The organism is Candidatus Limousia pullorum (genome assembly GCF_057405065.1).
Map to the genome: position 1 here is coordinate 2,606,332 of NZ_CM171614.1, position 12,572 is coordinate 2,618,903.

Annotated in this window: 21 protein-coding genes; 2 read left to right on the plus strand and 19 right to left on the minus strand. The window is 38.4% G+C overall.

The genetic code is table 11. The features are described from left to right. Window positions 1-18: 18 nt before the first annotated feature. The 19 genes from CGICJO_RS12210 to CGICJO_RS12300 all read right to left on the minus strand — a co-directional run bounded on the left by CGICJO_RS12210 (window position 19) and on the right by CGICJO_RS12300 (window position 10,676). On the minus strand, window positions 19-1,620 hold the full coding sequence (locus tag CGICJO_RS12210; protein ID WP_486500030.1) for a terminase large subunit: 1,602 nt from the start codon (window positions 1,618-1,620) through the stop codon (window positions 19-21). Window positions 1,621-1,626: 6 nt separating this feature from the next. Next, window positions 1,627-2,175 (minus strand): P27 family phage terminase small subunit, encoded by a 549-nt coding sequence (locus CGICJO_RS12215; protein ID WP_486499112.1) that lies wholly within the window; start codon window positions 2,173-2,175, stop codon window positions 1,627-1,629. 257 nt (window positions 2,176-2,432) lie between these two features. Further along, on the minus strand, window positions 2,433-2,792 hold the full coding sequence (locus CGICJO_RS12220) for an HNH endonuclease (RefSeq protein WP_486499113.1): 360 nt from the start codon (window positions 2,790-2,792) through the stop codon (window positions 2,433-2,435). Next, a complete protein-coding gene (locus CGICJO_RS12225; RefSeq protein ID WP_486500031.1) occupies window positions 2,759-3,481 on the minus strand; it encodes a DNA-methyltransferase in 723 nt (240 codons plus the stop codon). The genes CGICJO_RS12220 and CGICJO_RS12225 overlap by 34 nt, the downstream gene beginning before the upstream one ends. Before the next feature lie 224 nt (window positions 3,482-3,705). Next, on the minus strand, window positions 3,706-4,143 hold the full coding sequence (locus CGICJO_RS12230) for a hypothetical protein (protein WP_486499114.1): 438 nt from the start codon (window positions 4,141-4,143) through the stop codon (window positions 3,706-3,708). Further along, entirely contained in the window at window positions 4,143-4,901 is a 759-nt protein-coding gene (locus CGICJO_RS12235) for a rolling circle replication-associated protein (RefSeq protein ID WP_486499115.1), read from the minus strand. Before CGICJO_RS12235 ends, CGICJO_RS12230 begins: the two co-directional genes overlap by 1 nt. A 319-nt stretch (window positions 4,902-5,220) precedes the next feature. Continuing rightward, entirely contained in the window at window positions 5,221-5,370 is a 150-nt protein-coding gene (locus CGICJO_RS12240; protein WP_486499116.1) for a hypothetical protein, read from the minus strand. Beyond that, the gene (locus CGICJO_RS12245; protein WP_486499117.1) at window positions 5,367-5,525 is read right to left on the minus strand and encodes a hypothetical protein; all 159 of its coding nucleotides are present in this window, start codon (window positions 5,523-5,525) and stop codon (window positions 5,367-5,369) included. The genes CGICJO_RS12240 and CGICJO_RS12245 overlap by 4 nt, the downstream gene beginning before the upstream one ends. Before the next feature lie 2 nt (window positions 5,526-5,527). Beyond that, window positions 5,528-5,716, minus strand: a complete 189-nt coding sequence (locus CGICJO_RS12250; RefSeq protein WP_486499118.1) for a hypothetical protein — start codon at window positions 5,714-5,716, stop codon at window positions 5,528-5,530. A gap of 130 nt (window positions 5,717-5,846) precedes the next feature. Beyond that, window positions 5,847-6,002 carry a hypothetical protein gene (locus CGICJO_RS12255; protein WP_486499119.1) on the minus strand — a complete coding sequence of 52 codons (156 nt, stop codon included), beginning with the start codon at window positions 6,000-6,002 and terminating at the stop codon, window positions 5,847-5,849. 129 nt (window positions 6,003-6,131) lie between these two features. Further along, complete coding sequence (locus CGICJO_RS12260) at window positions 6,132-7,121, minus strand: DUF3102 domain-containing protein (RefSeq protein ID WP_486499120.1); 990 nt, start codon at window positions 7,119-7,121, stop codon at window positions 6,132-6,134. Continuing rightward, window positions 7,090-8,769, minus strand: a complete 1,680-nt coding sequence (locus CGICJO_RS12265) for a PcfJ domain-containing protein (protein WP_486499121.1) — start codon at window positions 8,767-8,769, stop codon at window positions 7,090-7,092. Before CGICJO_RS12265 ends, CGICJO_RS12260 begins: the two co-directional genes overlap by 32 nt. A 17-nt stretch (window positions 8,770-8,786) precedes the next feature. Next, window positions 8,787-9,143, minus strand: a complete 357-nt coding sequence (locus CGICJO_RS12270) for a hypothetical protein (protein ID WP_486499122.1) — start codon at window positions 9,141-9,143, stop codon at window positions 8,787-8,789. Next, entirely contained in the window at window positions 9,140-9,319 is a 180-nt protein-coding gene (locus CGICJO_RS12275) for a hypothetical protein (RefSeq protein WP_486499123.1), read from the minus strand. Before CGICJO_RS12275 ends, CGICJO_RS12270 begins: the two co-directional genes overlap by 4 nt. A 12-nt stretch (window positions 9,320-9,331) precedes the next feature. Next, window positions 9,332-9,817 carry a Holliday junction resolvase RecU gene (locus CGICJO_RS12280; protein ID WP_486499124.1) on the minus strand — a complete coding sequence of 162 codons (486 nt, stop codon included), beginning with the start codon at window positions 9,815-9,817 and terminating at the stop codon, window positions 9,332-9,334. 1 nt (window position 9,818) lies between these two features. Next, a complete protein-coding gene (locus CGICJO_RS12285; protein ID WP_486499125.1) occupies window positions 9,819-10,067 on the minus strand; it encodes a hypothetical protein in 249 nt (82 codons plus the stop codon). Then, window positions 10,068-10,250, minus strand: coding sequence for a hypothetical protein (locus CGICJO_RS12290; RefSeq protein WP_486499126.1), 183 nt, complete (start codon window positions 10,248-10,250; stop codon window positions 10,068-10,070). 10 nt (window positions 10,251-10,260) lie between these two features. Further along, entirely contained in the window at window positions 10,261-10,479 is a 219-nt protein-coding gene (locus CGICJO_RS12295) for a hypothetical protein (protein WP_486499127.1), read from the minus strand. A gap of 41 nt (window positions 10,480-10,520) precedes the next feature. Next, window positions 10,521-10,676, minus strand: coding sequence for a hypothetical protein (locus CGICJO_RS12300; protein WP_486499128.1), 156 nt, complete (start codon window positions 10,674-10,676; stop codon window positions 10,521-10,523). 126 nt (window positions 10,677-10,802) lie between these two features. On the opposite strand from CGICJO_RS12300, the gene CGICJO_RS12305 reads away from it, so the two are divergent. Together CGICJO_RS12305 and CGICJO_RS12310 are read left to right on the plus strand one after the other, a co-directional pair. Continuing rightward, the gene (locus CGICJO_RS12305; RefSeq protein WP_486499129.1) at window positions 10,803-11,177 is read left to right on the plus strand and encodes a helix-turn-helix domain-containing protein; all 375 of its coding nucleotides are present in this window, start codon (window positions 10,803-10,805) and stop codon (window positions 11,175-11,177) included. A gap of 362 nt (window positions 11,178-11,539) precedes the next feature. Beyond that, window positions 11,540-12,568, plus strand: a complete 1,029-nt coding sequence (locus tag CGICJO_RS12310; RefSeq protein WP_486499130.1) for an exonuclease domain-containing protein — start codon at window positions 11,540-11,542, stop codon at window positions 12,566-12,568. Window positions 12,569-12,572: the final 4 nt, after the last annotated feature.

The following is a 12,572-nucleotide window of genomic DNA, read 5'->3' on the forward strand; positions in this document are numbered from 1 at the left end:
AAAATATCCTCCTTGTCCTTATATAAATAAAATACCTCGGTTATCATAAACACTTTCAGTATTTGTATTACCGCACCTGATTGCTCTGTCTAAAGCCATGATTGTGGCAATGGCGCCGTCTATTTTTTCAGTTGATTTCGCTTTGTCAGCTTTGATATTGCCAGCTGGATCAGTGCGTATATAGATATTGTCCATCATCCAACGAAGAACCGGGTGTCCGCTGTGGGCTATTTTTTGTTCCAATACCAGCTTCATAAGTTCTTTGGTTGGTGGTGACATATCCTTAAAGCCCTGACCGAAAGGAACAACGGTAAATCCCTCGCCCTCAAGGTTCTGCACCATCTGGACAGCTCCCCAGCGGTCAAAGGCTATTTCACGGATGTTAAACCGCTTTCCCAGGTCTTCAATGAACTTTTCAATATATCCGTAATGCACCACATTTCCCTCGGTGGTCTGCAAAAATCCCTGACGTTCCCAAAGGTCATACATAACATGGTCACGCCGGACACGCAGGTCTATGTTATCCTCCGGTATCCAGAAAAAGGGCAGTATAACGTACTTGTCGCCCTCATATTCCGGAGGAAAAACCAGAACAAAGGCGGTTATATCCGTTGTGGATGAAAGGTCAAGACCTCCGTAACAAACACGTCCCTCTAAGCTGTCCATATCAACCGGAAAATTGCAGGCGTCCCATTTATCCATAGGCATCCAGCGAACCGCTTGTTTTACCCATTGATTAAGCCTTAACTGTCGGAATGAGTTTTCCTCGCCGGGGTTTTGCTTTGCTGACTCACAGGCGGCTTTTACCTTCTCAATATCCACCGTAATACCCAAGGAGGGATTGGCTTTTTTCCACACCTTTGGGTCCGTCCAGTCGTCATCCTCAGCGGCTCCGTAGATTACAGGGTAAAAGGTCTGGTCATGCTTTCTGCCCTCAATAATGTCAAGCGCCTTTTGATGTGTTTCATAGCATATGGATTGAGTGTCTGTTCCGGCTGTGGTTATGAGAAAATACAGCGGCTGCATTCGTGCATCGCCTGAGCCTTTTGTCATAACGTCAAATAGCTTTCTGTTTGGCTGTGTGTGAAGCTCGTCAAAGATAACCCCGTGGGTATTAAAGCCGTGTTTGTTTCCCACATCAGCGGATAAGACCTGATATATGCTTCCGGTGGGCTGATAGATAAGCTTTTTCTGAGAATCCAAAATTTTAACTCTTTTGGAGAGAGCCGGACACATCCTCACCATATCCGCCGCCACGTTAAAAACAATGGAAGCCTGTTGGCGGTCGGCGGCACAGCCGTAAACCTCGGCACGTTCCTCGCCGTCTCCGCAGGTGAGAAGCAAAGCCACAGCCGCCGCAAGCTCCGATTTTCCCTGCTTTTTGGGAATTTCTATATAAGCCGTGTTGAACTGCCGGTATCCGTTTTTCTTGACAACTCCAAAAATATCACGGATAATCCTCTCCTGCCAGTCGATAAGCTCAAAGGGCTTTCCTGACCATTTGCCTTTTGTATGACAAAGACACTGAATAAAGTTCACAGCATAATCCGCCGCCGATTTATCATAGTGAGAACTCTTCGCCATAAACTTTGTTGGTTTATAATTTTTAAGCTTTCGTATTTCCCGTCACGATCCTTTCCTTGCACGTAGCAATCGTTCCATTAAATCGTCCTGAGGATTTTTCCCGTTATGATCAGCGGAACAGTTTTCCTTGACTATCTGATAAATCTCACTCCATAGTCTGTTGGCTTGATTCATATAGTTAATTCCGATGTTTATATATGGCGAAGGAATCGGATTTCCTGTTGTCGGGTGTTTTGAAAGATAGCCTAACTTCGATGTCATTTCCTCACACTGAATCCAACGGGCGGCGCACATAGCGTAACGCTCCAGAAGCTGAGGTGAAATTAATGTTGTACAGCCAACTGCTTTAAGCCAGTTCCATGTTTCTTCATAGATTTCCATCGCCTGAAACTTTCCGTTGCTTTTTTGCTTTGCAGAAAGGAAATCATGTGGCTTAGGCATTTCAACGCTTATTTCCTGAATATCTATGACTTTTGATTCTTTTATTTCTGCATCCGCCTTTTGCGTTTTTTCAGACACTGATTTTTTCTTACGTCCGGCCCCCGGTCTTGCTCCTCCACGTCCGCCGATATTGTTAGATTTTGTAGGCAAAATATCACCATCCTTTGATTTTTATTTAATTACCCTTTTGAATTCACAATTTTTGTACGTAAGCGCCCAGACCGCTGTCCGGTATAAAAGGCTGTAGAGATTTATCTCCCCCTAACCTGTCAAAAACTTATTGAATTATAAATTCAATAAAGAAATTACAATCGGAAAAAGGTGAAGAAAAAACTAAAAATTAAATATCAAATCAAAAATCAAATTAAAATCAAAAATTATTCAAACATTTGAAATATTTTGAATTATTACTTACTTTCCTTCCCTAACACTCCATGAGCTTTCATGTGACATGAATGACAGAGAGACACAAGGTTACAGTTCTCATTTGTGCCGCCGTCAGCAAGAGGCAACTTGTGATGAACTTCCTCCGCCGGCCGATAGATGCCACGGCTCATGCAATCCTCACACAACGGATGTGCGCTTATATATCTGTCACGGATTTTCTTCCATGCTCGGCCGTAGCGTTTATTTGCTTCCGGAGCACGGCGGTAACGGTTATACTCTCGTGCGTCCGCTCCCTTATGTGATGAACAGTAAAGCTCACCGTCCTCGGCAAAATTTGGACAACCCGTCATGCGGCACGGTCTCTTTGGTTTCTTTGGCACTGCTTCATCTCCATTTGTATATCTTTTAATCGTTTTTGTGCTGTCATAAAATATTTATTTTCCTTTTCCATCCCGATAAAGTTTCTGCCGCTTTGCATTGCTGCCACTCCTGTGGATCCGCTGCCCATGCAGTTATCAAGTACAGTATCTCCGGGGTTTGTGTATGTTCGTATTAGATACTCAAGCAAGGCAACAGGCTTTTGTGTCGGATGAAAACCACGCTCCACCGGAAAACTCAAAAGATTTCTGGGGTAATTGGTTACGGTGTATACTGTATCCTTCTGCAATGTTTCAGATTTATAAACACCGCCGTCAGGTCTCTTACCTTTGCGAACCTTAGGTTTATCAAGTCTTATAAGACCCTGCGGATTATATGTGGGTGCTTTTTTATAAAACACACAGATATCTTCCATGCACCTCATAGGCTGATATTTTGCAAAACAAAAACCTGTCGGTGCGTTCTTGTGCCAGTACCAACAGTATCTAAAAATATCCTTTGCGCTGTTAATAAGCGTTGTAGTAAAGGGCTGAGCCGCAAACAATACCACAGCTCCGTTGTCTTTTATAATTCTTCGGTAATTATTCCAAAGTAATTCCAGCGGAATAACAACATCCCACTTACAGTCGGTCATTCCATACGGCAAATCGCAAAGGATTAAGTCTATGGATTTTTCAGGAATTTTCCCCATCAATTCTAAGCAGTCGCCTTGCAATAGTCTTGCTTCTGCCGTGCTATCACCTCCCGTTATTAAATACAAACGCCGAAAACAGGGAATGCTTCTGTCTCGGCGTTTTAAGAAATTTGAAAAAAAGATTTAATGTGTACACTTATGTACAATAATATTATAAACCCTTATTTTCCAAATTTCCATACGGAAAAATTTCGGCATTTTTTCGGCATTTTTCCGAAAAGCTAAATTTGTCTTATTACTTTAACACCGAAATAATATAATGCAAAATCCAGCACAGAACGATTTCGCAGGTCATAAAGCGTCGAGAGTGAAGATATATTCAATTCATATTTTATATTCTCTTTGTTCTCATTCTTGATGTACCACAATTTCAGTAAATCACTTTCATCCCTGTCAATCTGGGTTAAAATAGATTTTATTCTGTCAATTTCAAATTTTGTATCTGAGATACGTTCAAGGCATTGAGTGTATTCACAAAGCTCTTCAAAGGTTTCTTTCTTTATTGAAGAACCTCTCATCTCACCCATAGAATTACTTTTAAAACCTTTAGGCGAATTCTTTTTCTCTATATGCTGTTTCTGCTTGTAAAGCATTTCCAGAGCTTTTTCAAGCTTCGGCAAACGCCTCAACACTTCCTCGGCTTCTTTGAAATAGTTCATTACAACCGCCTCCTTTTATCGGGTTTTAACTTTTTCAAAAATAAAAATGCATAAATATAGCCATTGACATCATTAATTTGCGCCTTTATTTCCTTAGCGCAATAGCCCTTAAAATTCTTTTCAACTTCATTTCTTCCGTCAATTCCAAACTGATAAATCTCATTGACTTTCTTGTGTGACAATCTTCCTGTACTTTCCACCACTTTAGGCTGTTTCAAATTTTTTGATGAACTCCACCTTTTCGTTTTGCCGTCCTCTTTCGCCATATATACGCCAAGTCCGGAAACTCCGGTATCGGTAAATTGTAGCGGAAGAGCAGAAGTGTAGCCTTTACCCCAGATTTTTGCAAGCTCATTTAAATTCATATCACCTTGTATAATTAAATGATGATGAAAACGTCCTTTTCTGCTTCCTCGTTCTGTGGAAGCTATATATTTTAATTCCGGCAATCCATGCTTTATACGGTATCTTTTCAGACGGCGCAGGAAATTCTGCAGGTGTCTTAATGCCTCATCAAATGTTTCCGGATTTTTCGCCGACTCGTAAGTCAAATCAAAACGTATGTCGGTATCAGAAAAATTTGTATGTATAAGTCTTACTAATCTTCTTTCAGCGTTTCTCTTGTTTAGTCGTTTCTGTGTTTCAGTTGATTCTCTGTATTTTTTCACTCGTCCACGCTGCTTAGCAAACACAGGATAGACCTCTACTTCCAGATAATCACCGCAATAATATTTTTTCTCCCTGTATAGGCAGCGCACTTAAATCCCTCCTTTATCGTTGAAACGTTTAAATATTGAAAAACGAGTTTCCAACATTTAAACATTCCAACAATTATTCATCTCATGTCATTTCATATCAAAGATGTAAAAATGCAATTTATTATCTTCACTGTTCTAAAGTAGTCGTTATGTTAATACTCATTACAAGCCCGACAAAGGCGCAGTGCCTTTTATTTTTTTCTCTATACTATATATAATGTATAACACTTACGGCAACCACGCTTTGTGATTGCCGTTTATTCATTCTTAAAAATCAAATATGTATGATACAATTTCTTCAATGTCCGGATCATCAAAATTATTTCTCATTTCTCTTTTTCCTTTCCGCTGCGGTTCTTCTCTTATGCTGACAGTAAGGGCAGTAATATTCTTTACTCTTTTGATAAATACTTATATGCCATACAGCACCACAGCACACGCACTTCGCATATTTCTTCTGTTCTTTCATTCCTCTTGAATACCTCTTTCAGCCTCATCAATGCAGCTCTTTAAAAAATCCGCATAGGAACCGCTGTCATATCCGCTGTTTTGGATAACTCTTTTAAAAAACATGGTCTTTTCCGTGTCATCCATCTTCAAAAACTCTTTCACAAATTCCGGCATTATTAAAACTCCTTTCTTTTTACCTTTTCAATAGCCGCAATCACTATGGAATTAAACCTGTTTCCGTCTTGAAGCTCTAAGCTTGTCCTTCTGTTTTTTCTCAAGATAATTGCGTTTATCGTGTATGTACAGCCGTCAAAAATTACTTTCTCGGCTTGCATCATTGCTTCTTTCGCTTCTGTGTATGTCATTCGCTCTGCCTTTCTTCCATTTTTTGAAATCTTCCATGTTCTTTGGATTCATATAAAAATTCTGGACACCTTCTAAAAGTCCGTCGCAAAAATAGTCCATTGTATTTTCGCTCATATTCTCAAGGCCCATTTATTCAGGCTTCTTCAAATTAGGTTCCCTTTTCTTTATACGCTCATCATAATAAAAAACAGCTTTGCCGTTTCTTATTTCATATTTATAAAAGAGACCCCAATGCCACATATCAAGCCTATTGGCTCTTTCCATCGTCATTATTACTTTTTTCATTACCTATCAGCTCCCCTATCGTAAAAAAGACCAGCGCAATAACAAATACAACAGCCATAACTATTAACGCTCCAATATTTTTGAGCGCAAACAAAGCGATCAAAATCAACATCCATTCCATACTGTACCTCAAAAATGCTTAGCAAGCTCTTTCATAGCTTTTTCAAGCTTTTCTCCCACGTCCGGATCTCTTTCTTTTATTGTTTTCAACTTTCCTTTGAGATTTAATAAAAGCTTTTGAAGCTCATCAAAAAGGGTCTTAAAGGAAGTAACTTCCGGATCAGCGGTCTTTAGCTTTCTTTGAGCTTCCGCAAGCCTTTCCTCTGCGGTCGCTTTCAGCTTCTCAGCTTCCGCCATTTTCTCCCTTGCCGCTCTTACGTCCTCTTTGGCTTTTTCTATTTTTGCCGCTGTATCCTTTTCATTTTCTTTCTTGATTGTCTCCTCAAGCTCTTTTTTTATTGCCTCAAGCTTTTCGGGAGATAATTTAGGATTATTCTTCGCTTCTTTTAATTTTTTCTTTGTGTCTGAAAGCTTCTTTTCTGTTTCTGCATAGCTATGCTTTAATTTCTCATATTCTTCTTGAGCTTCTTCCGCCTTTCTCGCTCTTTCCTCCGCTTCCGCTTTTGCTTTCTCAGCTAAGGCGGCTTTCATTTCAATTTCTTCCCTCGCCGCTTCAGCTTCTTCGGCTTTTTTCTTTGCTTCATTTCTTTCCCTGATTGCCGCCTGAAGCTCTCTCACACTTATCTCGTCGGCTTTAACTTCTTTTGCGAAATCCTCCCTTTCCTCAGCCGGCACGGAAAGCAGCTGCAGCGCCTTTGAATACGGCAAATTCCCAATCGTTTGTGAATTTGAAACCGCTCCGAATATGGATATTTGCGCCGAGCCGTATTCTTCAAAAAGCTTCATAAAATTGTTAGCTGTAGCCTGGGAGAAATTCACCTCACATTTAAGCCATTCTCCCCATTTTCCGTGAGGCAGTACACTTTTGGCTTCTACCAATCTTCTGCCAATCTCGATTGCGTACATCAATGCCATGTTTTGTGCCTGACGCTTGATTTCCTTTATTTCCGCTGTAACAACCTCAATTTCACGCACAGGCTGTGTTATTTGATTTTCCATTGTCATTCTCCTTTAATGTCCTGATATAGTTCAGCCACTTTTCTTCAAAGATTTTCACATCTTCTGTCCTTGCACAATTTCTCAGACCTCTGTTCTGTGCAACCTTGCCGTTTTTAAATTCCAGTGTGTAATAAGGTATATCCGGCTCAGATATTTTCCTTATAAAGAATATAGCGGTTTTCCCCTCTGCATAGCTTTTTGCATATGTAGCAACACAGTGAATTAAAATTTTTCCCTCTTTGATAATCTCGCCATGCGTCGCACAAGGTCTTATCATCAGTCCGAGTTCCTCATCAGCAAAAGACAATCTGTCTAATTCTTTAAATCTACCTGAGATAAGCTCGTTAAGCTTTTTACTTTCCCTTTCTTTAATGAGAAGTACCATTCTGTCATGCGCTTTTACAAGGTCTTTAGGGTATCTCATTGTCTCCGGCAGACTCTTGTGAACTTTAAACACCATTTTCCAGTAATCATTCAGATAACTGACGCTTACCAATCCTTTACCACCATTTTCCACTTGCTTATACAAATAATTTATGGTCTTTATTACAGGCGGACTAAAACCGTGTATCGGCTCACTTAATAGCTTTTTCAAATCTGATATGGCAAATTTCCTTACTTCTTTCATCTGCTGAATATTCAATTTAATACCTTTTGTATCCCTGATGAATTTATAAAAATCAATCTCTTTAAGATTTAGTTCTCTTATCAAAGAAAGCTCGTGTTTTTCCACTCCAAGCATTTCATGGGGCTTCACTTTTTTTACATCGATGTAATTCTTTGCAAGGTTCGTATTATATGTTATTTTTTGCCCGTATCCGTACAATATGTTTGAAATCTTTGATATTACCTCCGCAATATATTTTCCAAAGCCCTGCCTTACAAGATTTTCTATATTGGGATATTTAGTCCAGAGCTTTAAGTAACCTAAAGGGTAAAAATCATATTCGTCCTTGCACTGTTCATAAAAAACATCTATGGCGGAATTTGCACAGTCGGTGTTTTCTATCTCTTTAAATCCGTTTGATAAAATTTCATAGCCATGTACTCTTGAAACTTTATCAATATATTTCTTTCTGCGTTCCCAATCAAACTTTAGCTGAATACAACCTAAATGCATTTTAAATCCGCACACACGCACAAATTTCTTGTCAATAATGATAGTACCGTCATAACCCCATTGCACATAATAGCTTTCTCCGCTGTGATTTATCCTTTTATCAATCACATAAGACAAAACACATAAATGCCCTCTTATATTAAAAAATCCGGTGCAAAAACATTGGTCTATAATCTCATGGGGATTAAAACTTGAAGTGTGGACGCATTTAACAACTTCTCCGCAGTAAGGGCAAATGCCTGTACCTCTTTCTCCTAAGGTTTGATTAAATTCATCTTTAAGATAAAACTCTTTTTGCTGTTGGTCCTGCCAAGGAACTCCCATATACATTCTCGTTCCGGTAAATGTATTGCCGCAGGCGGAACATTTCGCTGTTACATCTCTCCTATTGGGTGCAAGCTTATAAATAAGGTATTCCGTTAAAAGCTTACCTCTGCTGTTTAAAAGGCTTATAGTATCCTCTGGCGGCTTTTGCGGAAGCTCTGCAATAGTAGCTTCAACCTCTTTTTCAAATTCCTCTTTTGTCACAGTTTACAACTTCTTTCTTATAAGAAATCTCCCAAATCAATTATCTGTTCTTCATGTTTCGGTTTGCTTTTCTCCGCTGTCTCTTCATCCTGCGGTAAACCGTAGAACTCACGGAATATTTTTTCGGCAACATCAGGAGAAATACAGAAGCATTTATTTTTCCCGTGGTTTTTATCGGCATACGCCTTGAGCTGTTTTTCTGCGGCTGTTATATCCATGTCCGGATTTTTCAAATCAGCAAGCAGCAGCTCCGCTGTCACTTCGCTTCTTTTCGCCATGTCTTTAAGCTGTTCACCTACATAAAAGACCGCTGTTCCCTCTTTTCCCTTTTGCTGTTGGGATATTATTTCTGTCAATTCTGTGTAATAGCTCATTTTCTTTTCACCCTCACTTTTTCTTTCTGAGTTTTTCTGTATTCCTTTATGGTGTCCACAACTAACATTCCAAAAATAACGAAACCTGCCATCCCTGCAAAAAATCGTATAGGTTCAATAAGCAAAACAATCAATGTTATTACAACCGTTAAAAATACTGCTTTAATCGCTTTCATAGTTCTTACTCCTCACTTCAACACATTTAAAAAGTCAACAAAACCACCTTTTCTTAATACTGTTTCGTTTTCCGAAAAATCTTTTTTTGATACGCTTCTTTTGCAGTCATTAAGCATATCAACAAGCCTTTTGGCTGTAAGTATGTAAACATTTCCGGATATGGATATAAGCACAAAGGCAATACCGCCGCATCTTGCGAACCTTTCAAGATACATACTTTGTTCTGTGCTTATATTTTTCAGCGAAAAAGACTTATCCGCTGTGGCTTTGGCTTCAAAGCAGATTGCCCTGCCGTTCCATATCACACCTTTAAAGTCCGGCTGGGCTTTCTTCGTATAACAGGCGGTAAACCTGCCACGCTCGTCCATCTTTCCTATCTGCTTCACCGGTTCCGGCGTCTTATCAATGCTTGCAAAACCCAGCTGCTTATAATGGTCACAAACAAGGGTTATTTCACCCTCGAAATTACCGCCGATTATCTGTGACTTGGTTTTCACTTTATCGCCTCCAATACTTCCTGCTATTTCTGTGGTCTTTAAATTGTCTGCAAAGCGGTTTCGTGTGCGGCTTACCGATACTCTTGCAGGGTTTCGGTAATTTTTCTTTTTCTATATCCACACTTGAAAACACTTCTTCTAATTCCTTTAATAACTTCTCAGCTTCTTCCTCCACCTTTAAAAAAATTTCTTCCAATTCTTTTAATATATTCTCAACATCTTCATCAGAACCTATAGCAGATAAATTCATTTACAGAACCTCAACAATATCTATATCGGAAAAACAAGCAGGTCTCTTTGATGAAACACCTACTGCGTTTACTTCAAAGCCTAAATCATCATGCTTTACCGCTGTCTTTTTGTAGAGCGTTCCGCACCAGAGAAATTCTTCTCCTTCTGTAACATTCCTGAAATATTTCTCAGTCGTTTCCATTATTCTCCTCCTATTCCAGTAGTACTTTTTGTTCGGCGGTCAGAAGAACTCTCACATCTTGTATGTCGCTTACACAAATTTCGCCGTTTTTATCTACTCCAATAAAATAGTCGTCATCATCCGTGCTTGTAAGACTAAGCAATATCATCTTTTTACCTGTGTCTTTGTCCATAACGACAATATCGCTCGGAACAGCCTCAAGCGTTGTTGCTTCTTTTATTTCTGCCATATCTTTTACCTCACTTTCCGCTGTGCCGGCAAGAATCCGGCTCAGCTTGCTTTCTTTTCGTTAGGGTCATTTCCCAGTATTGTTTTTCTACACGCCAAACCTTCCGTGAAAATCAAAAATTTTTCTTTCTGTCTGTCATTCATCTGGGAAACAAATTTTGTAATGTTTGTTATTATTCTTCTTTCGTTATCTGTCATATTATCACCTCAATTTTTAATCCTTTGTCATAATTATATAGTACTTAGGACTGTTTGTCAAGTGTAAATCTTGACTTAGGTATATTTTTACTGTATAATGTATTATAAAATTGGAGGTGATATGTTTTGGAGAATAATATTGGAAAAAGAATAGCCGACTTAATTAAGGCACTAAATATGAGACAAGTTGAGTTTGGAGAAGCTATCAAGGTTAATCAATCATATATTTCTAAGCTTATTGTCGGAAAAAGAATCCCCAGTGATAGAACCATCTCATATATATGCAATGAATTTGATGTAAACGAAGAATGGCTGAGAACCGGCGAAGGCTCAATGTTTATTGAACGTACAAAAGATGAAGAATTATCATATCTTATAGGAAAACTTCTTTCCGATGAAGAGGACTCATTCAAAAAAAGACTGATTGCCGCATTATTAAAGCTTGATGAAAGCGAATGGGCAACAGTCGAAAAAATTGCAGAAGAAATAACAAAAGGCTGAGCTTTTACACTCAGCCTTTTGTTTCTCCCCTCATCCTTTGTCTTTAAGACCAAGGATAAAAACATATACGATTTTCAATTTTGAATCGTCGATAGTTTTCAGGATTTCCATGATTTTCTTAATCAAATCATCTTTTTTCATATACCTCTCTCCTGTCTTGTATCGAATATATGTTTATTTCCAGTATAATATATACCATATAATTTTTCAATAGGATTTAAATTAAAATTAGATATATTACCGTAAAAAATATGCGCACTGTACCAAAAACGGCACAGTGCGCATATTTTTTTCACATATTTTTCAAAAAACATTGATTTTTCTCTTTACAAATGATATATTGATATTGTAATAATTAAATAATGATTTTTGCTATTTTTTATAAAGTAGTTGATTATCAAATAATATTTATAAGTGAGGTATTACATATGAGTGGAGGTATTGTATTTACTTTGTCTTTGGGTGATGATTCTCCTAAAATTGAGCGAACCGAAAAAGGTAAAAATATTATTGACTTTCCGGAACAGTTTGTTGTTATTGACTTAGAAACCACAGGGCTTGACCCATATTGGGATAAAATCATCGAAGTATCCGGCATTAGGATAAAGGACGGAAATGTGATTGACAAATATACTTCCTTGGTAAATCCAGGATATGAAATTGACGAATTTATTACTGATCTTACCGGAATAACCAATGACATGCTTACATCTGCCCCAAAAATCAATGATACACTCCCCCTATATCTTGATTTCATTGGTAATGACATTGTCGTTGGGCATAATGTCAATTTTGATGTAAATTTTCTTTACGATAATACCATGAGTTTATTACATAAACCTTTTACAAATTCCTTTATTGATACAATGCGAATTGCAAGAAGAGTTTTCCCGGAATATAATCATCACAGGTTATGCGATATAAAGGAATACCTTAATGTTAAATCAGACACAGAACATCGTGCTGAAAGCGACTGTTTAGCCACGTTTGAGTGTTATGAAAAAATGAAAGCTATTATTGAAGAAAAATTCGGTTTATCTAATTTTATTAAAATGTTCAAAAATAAAAAGATAGATCTGAAAGCCATATCAACAAACGTTTCAGAATTTGATACATCCCATCCGCTGTATGGTAAAAGATGTGTCTTTACCGGAACATTGGAAAAAATGACAAGAGCAGAAGCCGCCCAGCACGTTGTTGACCTCGGCGGCATTGCTGATAATAACGTCACCAAAAAAACCAACTTTTTAGTTCTCGGCAATAACGACTATTGCAAGTCAATCAAGGACGGTAAAAGCACAAAACAAAAGAAAGCCGAACAGAACAAACTGTCCGGCTGTGATATTGAAATAATCACTGAAAATGTTTTCTATGATATGATTGAGGTATAAATAC